The 17,277-nt window shown below is 64.8% G+C and carries 16 protein-coding genes; 2 read left to right on the top strand and 14 right to left on the bottom strand.

Going from position 1 to position 17,277, the window contains the following annotated elements:
• Positions 1 to 5 precede the first annotated feature (5 nt).
• The 10 genes from uraH to ACQR1W_RS35710 all read right to left on the bottom strand — a co-directional run bounded on the left by uraH (position 6) and on the right by ACQR1W_RS35710 (position 9,891).
• On the bottom strand, positions 6 to 362 hold the full coding sequence (uraH, locus tag ACQR1W_RS35665) for a hydroxyisourate hydrolase (RefSeq protein ID WP_434855155.1): 357 nt from the start codon (positions 360 to 362) through the stop codon (positions 6 to 8).
• 132 nt (positions 363 to 494) lie between these two features.
• Complete coding sequence (locus ACQR1W_RS35670) at positions 495 to 2,222, bottom strand: chemotaxis protein (RefSeq protein ID WP_434855156.1); 1,728 nt, start codon at positions 2,220 to 2,222, stop codon at positions 495 to 497.
• Positions 2,223 to 2,226: 4 nt separating this feature from the next.
• Positions 2,227 to 3,321, bottom strand: coding sequence for a protein-glutamate methylesterase/protein-glutamine glutaminase (locus ACQR1W_RS35675; RefSeq protein WP_434855157.1), 1,095 nt, complete (start codon positions 3,319 to 3,321; stop codon positions 2,227 to 2,229).
• A gap of 13 nt (positions 3,322 to 3,334) precedes the next feature.
• Positions 3,335 to 4,174 (bottom strand): CheR family methyltransferase, encoded by an 840-nt coding sequence (locus ACQR1W_RS35680; protein WP_434855277.1) that lies wholly within the window; start codon positions 4,172 to 4,174, stop codon positions 3,335 to 3,337.
• Between the two features lies 1 nt (position 4,175).
• Entirely contained in the window at positions 4,176 to 4,667 is a 492-nt protein-coding gene (locus ACQR1W_RS35685) for a chemotaxis protein CheW (protein WP_434855158.1), read from the bottom strand.
• Between the two features lie 79 nt (positions 4,668 to 4,746).
• Positions 4,747 to 6,564: a methyl-accepting chemotaxis protein gene (locus ACQR1W_RS35690; RefSeq protein WP_434855159.1), complete on the bottom strand. Its 1,818-nt coding sequence runs from the start codon at positions 6,562 to 6,564 to the stop codon at positions 4,747 to 4,749.
• Between the two features lie 36 nt (positions 6,565 to 6,600).
• Positions 6,601 to 7,071, bottom strand: a complete 471-nt coding sequence (locus ACQR1W_RS35695) for a chemotaxis protein CheW (RefSeq protein ID WP_008972470.1) — start codon at positions 7,069 to 7,071, stop codon at positions 6,601 to 6,603.
• Entirely contained in the window at positions 7,071 to 9,209 is a 2,139-nt protein-coding gene (locus ACQR1W_RS35700; protein ID WP_434855160.1) for a chemotaxis protein CheA, read from the bottom strand. The genes ACQR1W_RS35695 and ACQR1W_RS35700 overlap by 1 nt, the downstream gene beginning before the upstream one ends.
• Positions 9,206 to 9,571 carry a response regulator gene (locus tag ACQR1W_RS35705; RefSeq protein ID WP_008971554.1) on the bottom strand — a complete coding sequence of 122 codons (366 nt, stop codon included), beginning with the start codon at positions 9,569 to 9,571 and terminating at the stop codon, positions 9,206 to 9,208. The genes ACQR1W_RS35700 and ACQR1W_RS35705 overlap by 4 nt, the downstream gene beginning before the upstream one ends.
• Positions 9,572 to 9,588: 17 nt before the next feature.
• Positions 9,589 to 9,891, bottom strand: a complete 303-nt coding sequence (locus tag ACQR1W_RS35710; protein WP_434855278.1) for an STAS domain-containing protein — start codon at positions 9,889 to 9,891, stop codon at positions 9,589 to 9,591.
• 422 nt (positions 9,892 to 10,313) lie between these two features.
• On the opposite strand from ACQR1W_RS35710, the gene ACQR1W_RS35715 reads away from it, so the two are divergent.
• Positions 10,314 to 11,480: a patatin-like phospholipase family protein gene (locus tag ACQR1W_RS35715; protein WP_434855161.1), complete on the top strand. Its 1,167-nt coding sequence runs from the start codon at positions 10,314 to 10,316 to the stop codon at positions 11,478 to 11,480.
• A gap of 165 nt (positions 11,481 to 11,645) precedes the next feature.
• On the top strand, positions 11,646 to 12,227 hold the full coding sequence (locus tag ACQR1W_RS35720) for a PepSY domain-containing protein (protein WP_434855162.1): 582 nt from the start codon (positions 11,646 to 11,648) through the stop codon (positions 12,225 to 12,227).
• 14 nt (positions 12,228 to 12,241) lie between these two features.
• On the opposite strand, the gene ACQR1W_RS35725 is transcribed toward ACQR1W_RS35720, so the two are convergent.
• The 4 genes from ACQR1W_RS35725 to ACQR1W_RS35740 form a co-directional block, all read right to left on the bottom strand.
• On the bottom strand, positions 12,242 to 12,961 hold the full coding sequence (locus ACQR1W_RS35725; protein ID WP_434855163.1) for a TetR/AcrR family transcriptional regulator: 720 nt from the start codon (positions 12,959 to 12,961) through the stop codon (positions 12,242 to 12,244).
• A gap of 153 nt (positions 12,962 to 13,114) precedes the next feature.
• The gene (locus tag ACQR1W_RS35730; RefSeq protein WP_434855164.1) at positions 13,115 to 13,996 is read right to left on the bottom strand and encodes a glycosyltransferase family 2 protein; all 882 of its coding nucleotides are present in this window, start codon (positions 13,994 to 13,996) and stop codon (positions 13,115 to 13,117) included.
• 7 nt (positions 13,997 to 14,003) lie between these two features.
• Complete coding sequence (locus tag ACQR1W_RS35735; RefSeq protein WP_434855165.1) at positions 14,004 to 15,704, bottom strand: glycosyltransferase; 1,701 nt, start codon at positions 15,702 to 15,704, stop codon at positions 14,004 to 14,006.
• An 81-nt stretch (positions 15,705 to 15,785) separates the two neighbouring features.
• Positions 15,786 to 17,135, bottom strand: coding sequence for an MFS transporter (locus tag ACQR1W_RS35740; RefSeq protein ID WP_434855166.1), 1,350 nt, complete (start codon positions 17,133 to 17,135; stop codon positions 15,786 to 15,788).
• Positions 17,136 to 17,277 lie beyond the last annotated feature (142 nt).

A 17,277-nucleotide genomic window follows, 5' to 3' on the forward strand; every position in this document is an offset into this window, starting at 1 on the left:
GTCGTTCAGCTTCCGCGATAGGTCGAATAGCTCCAGGGCGTGGCGAGCAGCGGCACGTGGTAATGCGCGTTCTCATCGGCCACGGAAAACCGTAACGGCACCACGTCGAGAAACGGCGGGTCCGCTATGGCGACGCCCGCGGCCTTGAAATAGGCGCCCATGTGGAAGGTCAGCAGATAGGTGCCGGTGCTGAGCTCGTCGCCTGTGAGCAGCGGCTGGTCGGTGCGGCCGTCGGCATTGGTCATCACCTGCTTCAGGCGCCGCCATGAACCGTCGGGCCGGAGCACATCGAGCTCGATGGCTACATTTTCCGCGGGCTTGCCCCGCACCGTGTCCAGCACATGCGTGCTCAATCGCCCCATCGCTTGCCGTCCTCATCCGATCGCACCGGCAGCCCGGCGGAGCGCCTGTCGCTGCCTGTCGGCACCAAGCGTATATCGATCGCCGGATTTGGCCTAGTGTGGGCGTGCTCGAGGCTTTTCGATTTGTCCGCGTCAGAACAGCAGCACCCCGTCATCTTCCTCCGCCACCGCTGGCGCACTGACGGGAATCGCGGAAGCCAGCCCAAGCCGCTGCAGCACCTCACGGTGGACCTCGCGTTCGCGCTCCATCGTGTAGCGGGCGAACAGCTCGTCCAGCAGCGACTGGTCGGCCGGCAGCAGCGTCACCTGCCTGGGCGCGACATTCTCGGCGGCGATCGAAGCGGCGGTGCCGGGAAGCCGGGCGGAGGCCTGGTCGAGCGCGGTGATGCGATCGCGCGCCCGGCCCAGCAGTTCGTCGAACGCGGCGCTCTCGCGCGCCAGCCGGGTCATCAGCCCGACCAGCTGCTCATTGCCGGCCTCGGCCTCCTGCAGCGCGTTCAGCACCGCGGGCTCGAGCCGCGCAAGCTCAGCCGCATCGCCCTGGGCGCGGTGCTCACGCAGCTCGCCGACGAAATTTTCGATCCGGTCGAGCACAGGCTTGAGCCTGACGGCGCCGGCCGACATCTGATCGGCTGCGGCCTTGAGCTCGTTCGCGATCACCACGAAGGCATTGCCTTTGACGCCCGCGCGGGCCGCCCGCAGGCTCGCATTCATGCCGATCAGGATGATGTCGCCGACGGCTTCGCCGAGGCCGGAAATCGCCTCGCGGAAGCGGCTCACCGTTTCGGTGACGACAGTGAGCGCCTCGTCGACCGAGACGCCGGATCGCTCGCAGGCCGCGATCAGTTTCGAGGCCTGCGCCAATCGCTGCTTCACCAGGGTCAGGAACGAGGACGCGTCCTCGGCCTCGCCGCCATAGATGGCGCGGCTCTGCGCGACCAGGCCGCCGGCATCACAGATGATGGCGCCCAACGCGCTCACCGTACGCGCGAGGTCCTGATCGAAGGCACGCTTGGTGTCCTTGAGCTGCTCGGCCTGCAGCTGGCCGACCAGCCAGGTCGCAGGTGCTGCGACCGCGTCCGGCGCGATCGTCGGGGCCGGCTGAGCCATGCGGCCCAGCGCCTCGCTGATATGTTCCAGCCGCTGGCGCGTGGCATCGCCCGATTGCAGCGCCATGACCGCTTCGGTGATCGCCGATGCAATCCGGCTCGCCGCCGTCGCGGCCGTCTCGGTCAGCCTGGCGCCGCTCGCCTGCTGCGCCATGAGGTCGGAACGTGCCGCCACCAATCCGGCCGCGACCGACAGCAGCTCGCTGCGATACAGGCCCTCGAACTCCTTCTGCCGCCCCAGTGCCGCCTCGACGGCCTTGGCGAGCTGAATGCCGTCGCGCGCACAGGCCTCGACGGAGCGCTGTGCGGCCTGTCCCAGCTCGAACGCCTCGCGGGTGAAATCGAGAAAGCTCTGGCGGTCGCCATCGAACGATGCTGCCTCGATCCGGGCGCTGCGCGCCACGATGGTGATGGTCTGGATATGGCCGGACAGCAGCTTGAGGACCGCGGAGGCCTGCTTCGCCTCCTCGCCAATACTGGCGAGCAGCGCGGCCTCGGCCGGCAGTGCGCCGGCCACAGCATTGAGACGGTCCGCGATGTCCTGCAGCGCCTGCGAGGCGCCTTCGATCCGCCCGCCCGACAGCTCGCGGGACAGCACCGAAAGCCCGTCCTCGAGCTCCTTGAAGATCCCGTGGCTGCGGCCGAGACGATCGCCAACCTCGGCGAACGCCTCCTCGATTCGCGAGGACACGTCGGCGATGGCGGTCATTGCCGCTGCGCCTGCATCCGTCATGTCGGTTGCGGAGGTCACCACCTCAATCCGTCACTGCGGCCTGGCCGGCCTGCTGCCACAGCATGATCTCGCGCGGGATCTGGCGGAGCGGCACGACCTTCTCCGCGGCTCCCTTGGCAATCGCCTCTTTCGGCATGCCGAACACGACGCAGCTTTCCTCGTCCTGCGCCCGCGTCGTAGCACCGAGCCGTCGCATCTCCAACAGCCCGCGCGCGCCGTCATCGCCCATGCCGGTCATGATGATGCCGAGCGCATTGGCGCCGGCATATTGCGCAGCAGAGCGGAACAGAACGTCGACCGACGGGCGATGCCGCGACACCGGCGGACCATCCTTGATCGCGATGTGATAGCGCACGCCGGTCCGCTGCAGCAGCATGTGGCGCGCGCCCGGCGCGATATAGGCGCAGCCCGACTGCACCAGCTCGCCGTCTTCGGCTTCCTTGACCTGGATCTGGCAGGTGCCGTTCAACCGGTTCGCAAACGCCGCCGTGAAACCCTGCGGCATGTGCTGCACGATCAGGATCCCCGGACATTGCGACGGCAGCGCTTCGAGCACGTCGGCGAGCGCCTCGGTGCCGCCGGTCGACGCGCCGATGCAGACGATACGCTCGGTCACCGGCCGCGAGCGGGTGGCCAGCGGCGGCGGCATGATCGCATCCGCCGTCAGCTTCTTCTCGACCAGGGTCCGGCGCGCCGGGCGCGGCCGCACCCGCGCGCGCGCGGCCGCCTTCACCGCTTCGCGCAGCCGGGCCGAGCTCTCGAACAGGGCCTGTCTGGTGTCGATGCGGGGTTTCGGCACGATGTCCACCGCGCCGGCCTCCAATGCCTCGAGCATCTGCTCCGAACCGTCTTCCGTCAGCGACGAGCAGATGATCACGGGGATCGGGCGCTGCGCCATGATCTTGCGCAGGAAGGTGATGCCATCCATCCGGGGCATCGCGATGTCGAGCAGGATGACGTCGGGCAGCTCGTCCTGCAGGCGGCGCGCCGCCGCAAACGGATCCGCGGCCGTGCCCATGATCTCGATGTCGGGATCCTCGCTGAGGATCGTCGTCAGGATCTGGCGCACCGAGGCGGAGTCATCGACGATCAGCACCCGGATCTTTGGCTCGATCACCACATGCTCCCTTCTAGACCCGAAAGATCGTCGGCTGGACCTGCTTCAGCCCCGGCACGACGCTGTGGATCATCGATTCCGAATGTCCGACCATCAGGTAGCCACCCGGTCTCAAATGCGAGCACAGCTGCTCGATCACTTTGCGTTGGGTCTCCCGCTCGAAATAGATCAGCACGTTGCGACAGAAGATGATGTCCACGTCGCGGTCGACGGGATAGCTGGAATCCATCAGGTTCATGCGCATGAAATTGGTCATCCGGCGCAGCTCCGGCACCACGCGGACCTCGGTGCAGGTCCGATCCCGCGACCTCAGGAAATAACGCTTGATGAACTCTGCAGGAACCGGCGCGAGCGCGTCGTGGGTGTAGATCGCGGCCTTGGCGAGCGCGAGAACCGCGGTCGAGATATCGGTGCCCAGGATGCGATACTGGAATGTCCTGCCGCGCGTCATGTCGTCCAGGACCATCGCCGCGGTGTAGGCTTCCATGCCCATCGAGCAGGCCGCGCTCCAGACCTTGAGGTCCTTGCGTCCGCGCGCCTTCAAGAGCTCAGGCACCGCGACATCCTTCATGAACACGAAATGCGACGGCTCGCGAAAGAAGTCGGTCTTGTTGGTGGTGACGACATCGATCAGATGCGTAAGCTCGAGTTCGAGCTGGCCCTGCTCGAACAGGTTGTCGACATACTCGCCGATGCCGGAAAAATTCAGAGCACGAACGCGCTTGTGCAGCCGTCCTTCGAGCATCAGCCGCTTGGCCGCGGGCAGCTTGATGCCGACCTGGCTCTCGATCAGCTGTGCAATCGAACGGAAATGGCGGTCCGATAGCTGGGTCGCAGGAACAGCGGAAATCATTTCATGATACGACACTGGCCGCTTCCATCTCGCCCTGACGGACTGCGGGCATCTCCGCGTCCGACATCAGCCGGGCGAGATCGAAGATGATGATGAATTTCTCGCCCTTGCGGCCGATCCGCGCGATGTAGTCGGACTGCCAGCGGCCCCCGACGGAAGGTACCGGCTCGGTGGTGCTCTCATCAATGTCGGTGACCTCGAAGACGCAGTCCGCGACGAAGCCGACGCCGACAATGCGGTCCTCGATCGGCACGTCGAGGATGATGATCCGCGTCGCATCGGTCGACGGCACGCTCGGCAGATCGAGCTTCAGGCGAAGGTCGACGATCGGATAGCCGCTGCCGCGCACATCGATCATGCCGAGCAGGAAATGCGGCGCATGCGGCAGTCGCGAGATCGGCCTCATGTCGAGGATCTCGCGGACGTTGCGGATGCTGATGCCGAACGTCTCACCGGCGAGACCAAGCGTCAGATATTGCGAGATGGCGGCCATGGTGACCTTCCTTGCACCTGTGAAAACCCCGATGCGGCGTGACTATCCGAAAGCTGCGCCGCACCGCCTGGTATCGGCATCAGCGATGAAAATCGGCATCCCGCTCATCGCCGCTGTCGTCGAGAGCGAACGCAAAGCCGCCGCCATTGGCCGCCTTCGCAGCGCGACGCGGCGCTGCGCTTTGCGGCCTCTTGGGCCCGCGCTCGGTCGCAGCCATGCTCGCAGCCTTGGCGCGCAGCTGACCGACGGCGCGATCGATCGGCGCCGAAGCAGTGGCTCTCGCGTGCACGGCCGCAGGCTCGTCGATCCGGAAATAGGCGATCGTGGCCTGCAGCTGCTCGGCCTGCGAAGCCAGTTCCTCCGAAGTCGAGGAGACCTGTTCGGAGGCGCTGGCGTTCTGCTGGCCGACCTTGTCGAGCTGCTGGATCGCCTGGTTGATCTGCGCCGAACCGACATCCTGCTCACGGCAGGCGGCGGTGATCTCTTCGACCAGCTCCGCCGTCTTCTTGATGTCGGGCACCAGCTTGCCAAGCATCTGACCTGCCTCTTGCGCCACCTTGACGGTCTCGCCGGACAATTGACCGATCTCGGCCGCTGCCGCCTGGCTGCGCTCGGCAAGCTTGCGCACCTCGGAAGCAACCACCGCAAAGCCCTTGCCATGCTCGCCGGCACGCGCGGCTTCGACCGCGGCGTTCAGTGCCAGCAGATCGGTCTGGCGCGCGATCTCCTGCACGATGGTGATCTTCTCGGCGATGGTCTGCATCGCCTGCACCGCGCGACCGACCGCGGCACCGCTGGCTTCGGCGTCCTTGGCGGATTGCGCGGCAATCTTCTCGGTCTGGTTGGCATTCTCGGCGTTCTGCTTCACATTCGCCGCCATCTCCTCCATCGAAGAGGAGGCCTCCTCGGCAGACGACGCCTGCTCGGTCGCGCCTTGTGAGAGCTGCTCGGCGGACGCGGAGAGCTCCTGGCTGCCGGCGGAGACGTTCTGCGCGGCGGTCAGGGCCTCCGAGACGATCTGACGCAGTTTCTCGACCATCCGCTCCAGCGCGATGCCCAGCGTATCCTTCTCCGATAGCCGCTTGGCGTCGACAGTGAGGTTGCCGCTCGCGATTTCGTTGGCGACCGCGGCGGTGGCGTTGAGGTTGGCGGTCATGGAATTCAGCGACTTGATCAGGTCACCGATCTCATCGTTGCTGGTTACTTCGATCTTCTGGCTGAGATCGCCGATCGCGACCGCATCGGCAAGCCCGACGGCCCGCGCCAGCGCCCGGCTGATGTTGAGCGCAAGCCATACCGCCGCCGCGACCGCAATGAATAGAGAAGCAAGAACCAGTGTGATCAGGATCGTTTCGGCGCGGCTCCCCGTCTCCCTCGACTCCACCACCTGCGCCGCCATGGTCTTCTTTGCCATAGCGACATAGGCCTCGGCCGCTTCGAGCGCTTCGGTGGTCGCCGCGAGGCCTTGATGCATCGATGCTTCGGCTGCTGCCGCCCTGTCCGTTTTCGCCAGCTTGAGCGTCTCGTCCTCGACCGCATTCATCTTGGCGTAAGCCGACCCAAACCTATCGAGCAGCTTCTTGCCGTCTTCGCTGGCCGCAACGTAGATCTTGTCCTTGATCGCTTTGACCTCCTCGCGCGCCTTGCCGAGCGCAGCAATGTACTGCTCGGCCTCGGCCCCTTGCGCCAGAATGCTGTTCTTCTCGGCGCGAACCTGGAACAGCATCTCCTTTTCCATCTCGATCGCCTCGCCTCTGCGATCTGCGCGCGCGACAAGGCTCTCGGAGGTTGCGACCATCTCGGTCAGCTTGAGGTAACCAACGGCACCTGCAATCATCGATAACAAAATGACGACGCCAAACGCACTCGCCAGCTTGGCTTTAACAGTAAATCTCATGTCAGCCCCACTCGTCCCGACCCCTCAGGACGTCCCCTAGTTCAGAATGCGTTCCATGTTCGGCACGATGACGAACTCCTCGCGCCATTTGCTGATGAAGCGGATGTATTCCGGCCGCCAATGCATGCCCACCCGCGGCGTCTGCTGTACGTCGGCACGCGTGATCTCGGTGACCTCGTAGACCTTGTCGGCGGTCAGCCCGACCAGGACCGGCTCATTGTCGATCGCAAGCTCGATCACCACGATCCTTGTGTCGACCGAGGCATCGGCCGCCGGCATGCCGAAGCGGATGCGTAAGTCCGCCAGCGGAATCACGTTGCCCCGCACGTTGATCACGCTCGGCACGAACGGCTTGGCGCCCGCCACTGCCGTCACCGGCACCGGATCGATGATCTCCCGCACCAGCTCGGCCTCGAGCGCGAACTTCTCCTCGCCGAGCCCGATCATCACCACCTGGAGGGCGCCGTCGGCGGTCGCGCTCGCATCCTGCTTCTGCGCAATGCTCATCACGCCGCCTCGTTCATCTGCTGCTGCTTCTCGGTGCGCGCCTGCGCCAGCGCCACCAGCTGCGCCACATCCAGGATCAGCGCCGCGGTGCCGTCGCCCAGGATGGTCGCGCCCGAGAAGATCGTGACGTCCGAATGCAGCTTCGACAGCGACTTGATCACGGTCTGGTGGTTGCCGATGATCTGGTCGGCCACCAACCCCACCCGGCTCTCGCCGGTCGAGATGATGATGGTCTTCTGATGCAGCTCGGCGGCGGCGTTGACATGCAACAGCTCGCGCAGCCTTAGGAACGGCACCAGGCTGCCGCGCACATTGAGGAAGCTGCGCCCGCGCGAGCGCTGGTCCTCGGCCGTCAGCTCGACGCATTCCTCCACCGCCGACAGCGGGATGATGTAGCGGCCCTCGCCGACCCGGATCAGCAATCCTTCGATGATCGCCAAGGTCAAGGGCAGCCGCAAGGTCACCGTGGTGCCCTGCCCCGGCCTGGTCGCAAGATCGATCGTGCCGCGCATGTTCTCGATGGTGCGCTTGACCACATCCATGCCGACGCCGCGGCCCGACAGCGCCGAGATCGTCTGTGCGGTCGAGAAGCCCGGGTGGAACAGGAACTGGTGGATATCGCTGTCCGACAGCGCAGCGCCGGGCGCGATCAGGCCCTGCTCTTCCGCCTTGGCGCGGATGCGCGCGGTGTTGAGCCCGCCGCCATTGTCGCGCACGGTCACCAGCACCTGGGCGCCGGAGTGGACCGCCTGCAGCTCGATGCGGCCGGATTCGGTCTTGCCGGCCGCGCTGCGGGTCGCGGTATCCTCGATGCCATGGTCGATCGCGTTGCGGATCAGGTGCACCAGCGGATCGGCCAGACACTCGATCATGGTCTTGTCGAGCTCGGTGTCCTCGCCCACCGTGATGAACTCGACCGGCTTGTTCAAGTCGCGCGACAGGTCATGCACCAGGCGGCGGAAGCGGCCGAACAGCGAGCCGATCGGCACCATGCGCGCACCCATCGTGGTGTCGCGCAGGCTGCCGGCGAGACGTTCGATCTCCTCGGCGATCATCTTGATCGACAGGTCCGAGCTTGTCGCCGCCAACTGGCTCAGCCTCGCTTGCGCGATCACGAGCTCACCGACCCGGTCCATCAGCTCATCGAGCCGCTCGGCCTGCACCCGCACGGTTGCCACCGCACGCTCGTCGCTCCGCTTCGGCTCCTCGCGCCGCGGCTTGGCCAGAGACTCCGCGGCCGGCTGAGCTGCCGGAGCAGCCGATGTCGAAACAGGAAGCGCGGTCGCAGCCGGCGCTGCAGCCGCAACAGCTTCAACCGCAGCCGGCGCCAGCGGCGCCTCGGCAGCGGCGACCACTGGCACATCGTCAGCACCAGCAATCGCCGGCGCATCCGCGACTGCCGCAACGACCGCGGGCGGCGGCGGCAGATCAGCCTGCGCCAGCGGGGTCACGACGAGCTTCATCTCGTCGCACACGAACATGAAGACGTCGTCGATCGCGCTGCGCTCGCAGTCGCAATGCAGCGTGACGTCCCATTTGAGATAGCAGTCGTCCGGCTCCAGCGCGTCGAGCAGCGGAATATCGTCGGTCAGCGGCACTGCAAAGCACGGGCCCAGCTGGCAAAGATCATCGAGCAGGTCGAGCGGGTTCGAGCCGTTGCGCAGCACATGCTGCTCGAACTCCAGATAAAGCTTCCACCCCGCAGCCCGCGGCGGCGCGGCTATGGCTGATGTTGTCGCGGCGGCTGCGGCCGGGGCCTCCGCGGGGGGAGACACCAACTGCGCGAGATCATCCAAGATCGCGTCGCCGATCACCTTGTCGGTGGTTTCCGGGGCTTCGATCAGGGTCCGGATGTAGTCCCTGGCGGCCAGCGCCACCGTAATCAATTCCTGCGTCGGGGTAATCACACCCTTGCGAACCTGATCGAACGCAGTCTCGAATTCATGGGTGAAGGCCGCGACCTTGTCGAAGCCGAACATCGCACCCGAGCCTTTGATCGTATGCAGCGCACGGAAGGCCGTATCGACGAGGCCCTTATCGTGCGGATGCTGACCGAGGTCGAGCAACGTTCCTTCCAACACCTCCAGCAGTTCACTTGCTTCCTGACGGAAAACCGCGGTGGCGTCGAGGACGCTCATGACCGCACCAGTTTACCCACCACGGCCAGCAGCTGCGCAGGAACGAAAGGCTTGGTGATCCATCCTGTCGCGCCGGCGGTCTTGGCTTCCTGCTTGGCACCGTCGCTCGACTCCGTGGTCAGAAAGACGATCGGCAGGCCCGTGAGCGTCGGCTGCTTGCGCAGCGCCCGGATCAATTCCAATCCGTTCATCACGGGCATGTTGAGGTCGGTGATCACCATGTCTGGCCGGCTGGCCTGCGCCTTGGCAAGCCCCTGCGCGCCATCACCCGCCTCGATCACGCTGTGACCGGCCGGCTCCAGCGTCATTCTGATCATCTGGCGCATGCTCGGAGAGTCGTCGACAGTCAGGATGGTCGCCATTGGCGCGCCTCTTCTTGTTAATGGAAATGATGCTCGATCATTTCGTCGCTAGTGAATCCGGCGCGGCGCATGGTCTTGCGGAGCGCTTGCGAGAACGCCGTCAGCACAACCTTGCGACCTTCGGCCCTGCCGGTTTTTGCCGTCGAAAGCAGCAGCTGGATCGACGTCACGTCGGCCTTGTCGACGGACGAACAATCAATCTCGAGCTTCTCATGCCGGCGGAATGCATCGCGGATCAGGTCGCACACGGCCCGAATCGCTGCGATGCTGCAATCGGCGGGGAGGCGCAAAGCCTGTCTGGGTGGACTCAGATCAGACATACGCCAGCCTCCAAACGCTCTGACGATCCACGTCACCCATCAGCGTGAACCGCTTACCTCACCGACGATAGATTTGACTGATGAGAAAACCGTTAATGACCGACGCTTGCGCGCGCCAAGACATGCATCTTGCGGCTGCGGTCACCGCGCGTCAGCGCTTGTTTCATAGCGGGCGGCGATGGAAATGTTGGCCAATGCAATGAGGCGACTGCGTCCGTAGTCCTACGGTCGTCGTGGCCATGCACCCGGCAATCTCGCTTCGACATTGCCACCGCGGACCACCCAAACTTGACGACGTCGTCCGTGCGTCCGCCTCCGCGGCGCCCAATCCACGCTTCCTGTCGCAGATGGCTTAATCGCTTTTCAAGAATAATACGATACGGTATGTTTCAATTCTTTTGGATCCGAGACAGGAGACGTGGGTGTCAGTGGTTTCGATACGTCGGCGCGCCATGGTCGTGGCGGCGCTCTGCGGCCTTGCCTGGATGCTGGCCGCATGCGCGACCGTGGATCGTGCGACCTATTCCTCGGCAGAAGCGAAACGTGCGACCATCGACGGCTTCGGCGAAATCAGGATGTGGGCGGATGGTCCGCCGGAGAGCTTTGACCGCTCCTCGATCAGGCCGCGACTGCAGCCCAATAAGCCGTTCACCTATCTCGCGCTCTCCGGCGGCGGCGGGGACGGCGCGTTCGGCGCCGGCGTGCTCAATGGCTGGACGGAGAGCGGCACCCGGCCGGAATTCACCATCGTCTCCGGCGTCAGCACCGGCGCGCTGATCGCCCCCTTTGCCTTTCTCGGACCGGCCTATGACGGGACGGTGAAGGAGATGTACACCAGCGGACTGGCGAGTTCCTTTGCGGCCTCGCCCAGCGCTTTCGGAGCGCTGTTCGGCTCCTCGATCTTCGACGGCCAGCCGCTTCGCACGGCGATCGGCCACTATGCGACACCGGAGCTGCTGCAGGCGATCGCGGCCGAGCACGCCAAGGGCCGGCGGCTTCTGGTGGTGACGACGGATTTGGATGCGGCCCGTCCGGTGCTGTGGGATATGGGCGCCATCGCCTCCTCTCCCTCCCCCCGCGCCCTCTCGCTGTTCCGTCAGGTCCTGGCGGCCTCGGCCAGCGCGCCGGTGGCCTTCCCGCCGCTGCTGATCGAAGCATCGGCCGATGGCCGTTCGATCGAGGAGATGCATGTCGATGGCGGCGTCTCGACCCAGGTCTTCACCTTCCCCGATCGGCTCCTGATGCAGCCGGATGGCGCCAAGCAGAGCTTCGCGCCCAAACCCGCGATCTACGTCATCATGAACGGGCGGACGACGCCGGCATTCGAATCGGTGGAGAACGGCACGCGGGCGATTGCGGTGCGCTCGCTGGCGCTGAAGAGCAAGCGCGAGACGCGGTCCTATCTTGCCGCCACCTTTCAATTCGCCAAGCGTAACGGGCTCGCCTTCAACATGACCTCGATTGATGCATCCGTGCCCGAAAGCCAGGGCGCCGGCTTCGAGACCGACTATATGAGGAGCCTCTACCGTCTCGGCCACGACATGGCCCGTTCCGGTCAGTTCTGGCGGCACGCCCCTCCGGAGCTTTAGACCGCGACAAACGGCGCGCAGCTGCGACCGGCGGCCGCTTGACAGCGGGGCGACCCTGTTATAAACGATACAGTGTAGTTTTGTTCATCCGGGCTGTGTGCGAACCCGCGCTGCTCTTCGAGAGCAGGCGGGGTGATCGAAGCATCAATGCAACAGGAGCAGCCAATGCCCGTAAAATATCTTTGCGCGTGTGCCCTGATCGGCTTGCTTGCCCTGGCTCCCGCGAGCGCCGTGCCGGTCGAACCGCAGGCCGCGACCGCAACTCAATCCGGCGACGACGCAGCAACGTCTCAGGAGACCGTCGACCACGAGCTCGACCTGTTCCGCAGGGCGGGAGTGTCGCTGCATCAGGCCATGCGGATCGCCGAAAAGATCCACCCCGGCTCGGTGACGGCCGATATCAGCTTTGACGGGGCGCTCGGCGCGCCGCTTTACAAGGTCCGCACCATCAAGAGCGGCCAGGTGTTTGAATGCGACGTCGATGGAATCACGGCCGAGGTGAAAAACAGCGCCCTGTTCTCGTCGCTGCAGGAGCTGAACGAGCTGGACCGTCATAACCTGGCTGCGCTGCGTGCGGCCCATCTCAAGATGTCGGATGCCGTGCTGATCGCGGAGAAGTCGGCAGCCGGCAAGGCCATCGCAGGCGGACTGGCGAACAACGACGGCCGGCTGAGCTTTATCATCATCGTGGTCAGCAATGGCGGTCTGAAACAGGTGCAGCTCGAACCGGCGCCGGGCCGGCACTGAGCGGCCTCTCGGTCTCACTCCGCATCGGGACCGCAGGCGGCGAGGAAGACATTGACGCGCTCGCGGATGAAGTCCGGCAGTTCCTTGCGGAGCGCACTTTCGTCCACGCCCATCAGACAGCGCATCAGGACCGGCAGCAGGATCAGGTCCAGGAAGATTTCGGCGGTCACGGCCGCGCTCTTCGCCGCCGAGGCGCGCTTGGCCGTCTTCGCCGGCGCCTGCGTCATGTCCGCCAGCAGCTTGCCGACCGCAACCTGCGTGCGCTCGCGTGAGGCCTGGTGCGCCTCACGGCTCAATTTGGGGAAACGCGGCGATTCCGCGATCGTCACGCGCAGCAGAGCGACGGTTTCCTTCAGCGCGCGATCGACGATTGCGCCGGCCAGATTGACCAGCTTCTCCTGCAGCGTCCGCCCCGAAGGCTTGAAGGTCTCGAAATCCGTCAATCCTTGGACCACGCGCGCCACCACTGCGGCGAACAGCGCATCCTTGCCTGGAAATCGCGCATAGATGGTCGGCTTGCTGGCCGGCGCGGTTTCCGCGATCTCATCGATGCTCGCCCCATCGAAACCACGCTTCAGAAAGACATGCTGCGCCGCGTCCAGAATGCGCTGGTCGACATCGCCGGCCAGGTCCTTGGGCGGCCTGCCGACCCGTCGCACGGGGTCTGCGCGCTTGGTCCTGGCCTGGCTCTTCGCCTGTGTCTTGGCCTCGGTCTTAGCCTGTGTCCGGCTCATCTGGTCCGATCTCGATCGCCTGCAACCATGTTGGCGTTCGTCACCGGATGACACGTTCCGGTTCGACCGGCAATAGAACCCGTCACATTATCCTTCGTCGTCGGCGATCGTTCCTGACATTTCGCATTTTGGCCCGTACAAGGCCCCGTGCGATCAACCCGTTGCTCGCAGGCGCAACACCTGCGCCAGCTCGCCGAGGCCTCCGATCGTCAGTGACGAACTCTCCCGCAGCTCACGCAGGTCGTAGGCGAGATTGGCAATGGTCCCGAGCCCAACCTTGCCCCAGGCCAGATCCTGGCGCAGCAGGTCATTCAGAATCCGCGCTTCGACCTGAGTGTGGCTTTGGATTCCGGCCTTCACCGAATTGCCGAACTGCTCGCCGGCATCGGCCGGGCGCAGATGGTAATTGGCAAGAACGCGCGGCACGAGCTGGATATCGAACTGCGACAGCAGCCGCATATAGAAGTCCCAATCGCCGAGAACCGGCAACTCCTCGCGGTAGAGACCAAGCGTCTCATGCACCCTGGCGCGGTAGAGCAGGGAAATCGGCGGAATGAAATTCCGCGACGCCATCCGGAACAGGGTCACGTTGCGCACCCAATCGTTGAAGGGACGCACGCCCTTGCGCGCGATGGTGCCGTTGACCACGACCTCATCGACATATTGGGTATGGCAGGCAACGCCGGCGACCGACGCCGGCTCGCGATCGATCGCCGCGACCATGGTCGGCAGAAAGCCGTCGTGCCAGCTGTCGTCATCATCGTGAATGACCAGGAGATCACCGCGCGCGGCTTTCACGCCGACGTTGGCTGCCGCCCAGCGCCCCTTGGACTCGGCATGATGGATCACCGAGACGCGCCGACGCACCACATCAGGCACCTGCGTCAAGAGTTCGTCCAGCGCCGGCGCGTCGCCACCGTCATTGACGATGATGATCTCCCAGTCGTCAAAGCGCTGCTGCTGTACGCTGAGCAGGCTGCGCGCCAACAAGACCAGGCGGTTCTTGGTGCGGATGATGATGGAGACGCGCGGCATGGGAGACCTATTGTACGATGAGAGCGAGCCGATCTGCGGCGTCGTCGGGCGCGAGCCCAGGCGCTTCGCTTTCAACGTCGGCGAGAACCTTGTCGAACACGAGCAGGGTCTTGTCGGCGCCGATCTGCTGCAGCCGGTAGGTGTCGACTGCGCTTAACGTGAGACCAAGCACGGCAGCCGCATCGCGATAGGCCGCAAGCGAGCGCCAGCGCACATGCGGCGCATCGCTCGGCTTGCCCGGAAAATGCTCGAGCACCAGGAGCCGGCCGCCTGCTTTCAGCTTCGCGGCCAGCGCCTGGAAGCTCCGCACCCAGAGCTCATCATCGAGAATGTGAAAGAACAAGTCCATGCAGATGGCGACGTCGACCGGCGGCACGGAAACCTGGTCGAACGTTCCGACGATGAAGCTGCCCTGAGGCACGCGGACGCGCGCTTGCGCGATCGCGGTCTCGGAAAAGTCGACACCGATCACGTCAAAGCCGAGTCCGGCGCAGAGCGCGGAAACCAGGCCGATGCCGCAACCGGCGTCGAGCAGCAACTTGCCGTCCGGCTCGGGAAATCTGTCGAGCAGCGCCTTGCGCAGATGCTCGGCATTGGTCGCATAATCCTGTTGGTTCTCTGCCTCGCCGAGACCGATATGGCCAACGCTGCGGATCGAGCCTTGCAATGAGGCGTGGCGCTGCTCCCAATAGGCCTGCGCATCGAACGCGGCGGCCCCGTTCAGGGAGCTGAGCAGTCGGCGGACGGCCTGTTCCTGACGCGACACCGAATAGCGATCGAGAACAAAAGACCGGTAAGCATTCGGCTGCGCGTCAAGGATGCGCGCGACCGCCTGATCGACACTGGCAAACAGCGTCTCCGCTGGCCAAGTCTTGGCAGCGCCGGGATAGTCGTGCACCACCGGCCAGCAGCCGCTCGCCATTGCCTCGCCGATATTCATGCCGAAGCTTTCATAGAGCGTGGTGGAGAGCAGCACGCCCTTGTCGCGATACCAGCTCTCGATGTCGGCAATTCGCCCGTAGAAGCTGACAGATCGGCCGAGATCCATGGCGCCGATCAGATGATCGAGGTAGCGCGCCGTGCGCGCACAATTCACCTCACCCGCCACATGCAGGTGATAGCGCGGATCGACGTCGACGAGGCGCCGCAGGATCTGCAACGCCAGCATCGGGTTCTTCTTCATTGCGACGTCGCCGACCCAGGCGATCCGGCAGAAATCGCCGGCCTCGCCCCCCGGCACGAAGCGGTCGCAATCGATGCCGTTGGAGATCACCGACTGCATGACACGTTTCGGCAGGTCGGGCATCTGGTTCAAGAGCTGGTCGCGAATGTCCTCGCTGACGAAGATCAGATGATCGACCGCCTCCCACTTCACCTGGTGCGGGAAGCGGCCGTCGATCACCTCGGTCGAATGCAGGCGCACGATGACCTTCTTGGCATGAGCGCGCATGTCGATGCGGTTGGTGGCCCAGACCGCGTGCTCGAGGCACCATTCCAGCCAGACGACATCGGCCCAGGCGATCGCCTCGATCAGCTCGCCTTCCTGCCGCGAATGCACGAAGCGGATGTCGTAGTCGGGCGCGAGAGACGCGATGATGTCGCGGAGAAATGAGATCTCCTGCGGCTTCAATATATCGAGAAAAGCGATGCGCGGACGCCGGCCGACGTCCGCGCCAGATGCGGATTGCGTGAACGCATCATGATCCATGACATGCCTGCCCGTGCCGGCCGAAACAGCCCTGGATCTGAAACGTAACTTCGCCCTGAATCAGGCGAGGAAATTGCTTGCTCAGGCGTCGATGTCGACGTGTTGCGTTTCCTTGCCGATCAGCAGCGCGATCAGGGTCAGCAGCGCCATCACGGTGAGATAGAGGCCGACCAGGAACGGGGAGCCGCCGCCGGCGCTCCATAGCGCCACGGCGATGAAGGGCGCCACCGCGGCGCCCAGGATCGAGGACACATTGTAGGAAATGCCTGAACCGGTGTAGCGCACATTGGCCGGGAACAGCTCAGGCAAGAGTGCGCCCATCGGGCCGAAGGTCATGCCCATCAGCGCAAAGCCGAGAATGAGCCAAGCCATCACGCCGACGAAGCCGGCCTTCAGCATCGGCACCCAGAGCAGGCCGAAAATTGCGATCGCCGAGGTCACCACGATCAGCGTCTTGCGGCGGCCATGGCGATCGGCCCAGGGGCCGGAGACCAGGGTGAAGACGCCGAAGAACACCACGCCGATGATCATCATCAGCACGAAGCTGCGATAGTCATAGCCGAGACCCGGCAGCGGCGCGGTCACCGCCGCACGGCCATAGGACAGCGAGAACGTGGTCATCAGGTAGAACAGCACATAGGTCGCAAGCATGTAGAAGGTGCCGAGGATCAGCTCCTTCCAGTAAGTCCGCAGCGCCGCCACGAACGGCAGCTTGTGCACCTGGCCTGATCGCACCGCCCTCTCGAACGCCTTGCTCTCAACCAGGTTGAGCCGCACCCACAGGCCGACCACGACCATCACGGCCGAGAACAGGAACGGGATACGCCAGCCCCAGTCGAGGAACGCCTGCGACGGCCGCGACGGATCGCCCGACGGCAGCGCCGCGGCTATGGTCAGAAACAGGCCATTGGCGATGATGAAGCCGATCGGCGCGCCGAGCTGCGGGAAGGTGCCGAAGATCGCGCGCTTGCCCTTCGGCGCGTTCTCGGTTGCAACCAGCGCCGCCCCGCTCCACTCGCCGCCGAGCGCGAAGCCTTGCGCGAGCCGCAGCAGCACGAGCAGCGCCGGCGCGATCCAGCCGGCCAGCGGATAGGTCGGCAGCAGCCCGATCAGGAAGGTCGCGATGCCCATCGTGAGCAGCGCCCCGACCAGCGTGATCTTGCGGCCGCGCTTGTCGCCGAGATGGCCGAAGAACACTGCGCCCAGCGGACGCGCGATCATGGCGGCGCCGAACACGGCGAAGGAAGCGAGCAGCGCGGTGGTATCATTGCCCGCAGGGAAGAACAGATGCGGGAATACCAGCACGGCCGCAGTGGCATAAACGTAGAAGTCGTAGAACTCGATTGTTGTGCCGACGAGGCTCGCGAGAAGCACGCGGGAGCGTGGATTGAGCGGGACGGCGGGTGAGGTCTCGATGGCGACGGTCGACATTGACGTTATAAAAGCTCCTCATGTGTCGCACGGGATGCAAAGCCCGCGCGAATTGGCAGATGATGCTTCATGACCCTGGAATACCCCCTGATGGCATAGCGGAGCGGCGTCGTAACCCCTTGGCAATGCAAGGCTCGCATGC

This window comes from Bradyrhizobium sp. HKCCYLS1011, assembly GCF_051167795.1.
Lineage (GTDB): Bacteria > Pseudomonadota > Alphaproteobacteria > Rhizobiales > Xanthobacteraceae > Bradyrhizobium.

Coding starts and splice junctions, on each gene's coding strand:
- ACQR1W_RS35685 (WP_434855158.1), bottom strand. CDS start 4,667: ATGGCCGCCATCTCGCAATATCTGACGCTTGGTCTCGCCGGTGAGACG.
- uraH (WP_434855155.1), bottom strand. CDS start 362: ATGGGGCGATTGAGCACGCATGTGCTGGACACGGTGCGGGGCAAGCCC.
- ACQR1W_RS35735 (WP_434855165.1), bottom strand. CDS start 15,704: ATGGATCATGATGCGTTCACGCAATCCGCATCTGGCGCGGACGTCGGC.
- ACQR1W_RS35725 (WP_434855163.1), bottom strand. CDS start 12,961: ATGAGCCGGACACAGGCTAAGACCGAGGCCAAGACACAGGCGAAGAGC.
- ACQR1W_RS35695 (WP_008972470.1), bottom strand. CDS start 7,071: ATGAGCATTGCGCAGAAGCAGGATGCGAGCGCGACCGCCGACGGCGCC.
- ACQR1W_RS35680 (WP_434855277.1), bottom strand. CDS start 4,174: ATGATTTCCGCTGTTCCTGCGACCCAGCTATCGGACCGCCATTTCCGT.
- ACQR1W_RS35690 (WP_434855159.1), bottom strand. CDS start 6,564: ATGAGATTTACTGTTAAAGCCAAGCTGGCGAGTGCGTTTGGCGTCGTC.
- ACQR1W_RS35710 (WP_434855278.1), bottom strand. CDS start 9,891: ATGTCTGATCTGAGTCCACCCAGACAGGCTTTGCGCCTCCCCGCCGAT.
- ACQR1W_RS35705 (WP_008971554.1), bottom strand. CDS start 9,571: ATGGCGACCATCCTGACTGTCGACGACTCTCCGAGCATGCGCCAGATG.
- ACQR1W_RS35740 (WP_434855166.1), bottom strand. CDS start 17,135: ATGTCGACCGTCGCCATCGAGACCTCACCCGCCGTCCCGCTCAATCCA.
- ACQR1W_RS35720 (WP_434855162.1), top strand. CDS start 11,646: ATGCCCGTAAAATATCTTTGCGCGTGTGCCCTGATCGGCTTGCTTGCC.
- ACQR1W_RS35730 (WP_434855164.1), bottom strand. CDS start 13,996: ATGCCGCGCGTCTCCATCATCATCCGCACCAAGAACCGCCTGGTCTTG.
- ACQR1W_RS35700 (WP_434855160.1), bottom strand. CDS start 9,209: ATGAGCGTCCTCGACGCCACCGCGGTTTTCCGTCAGGAAGCAAGTGAA.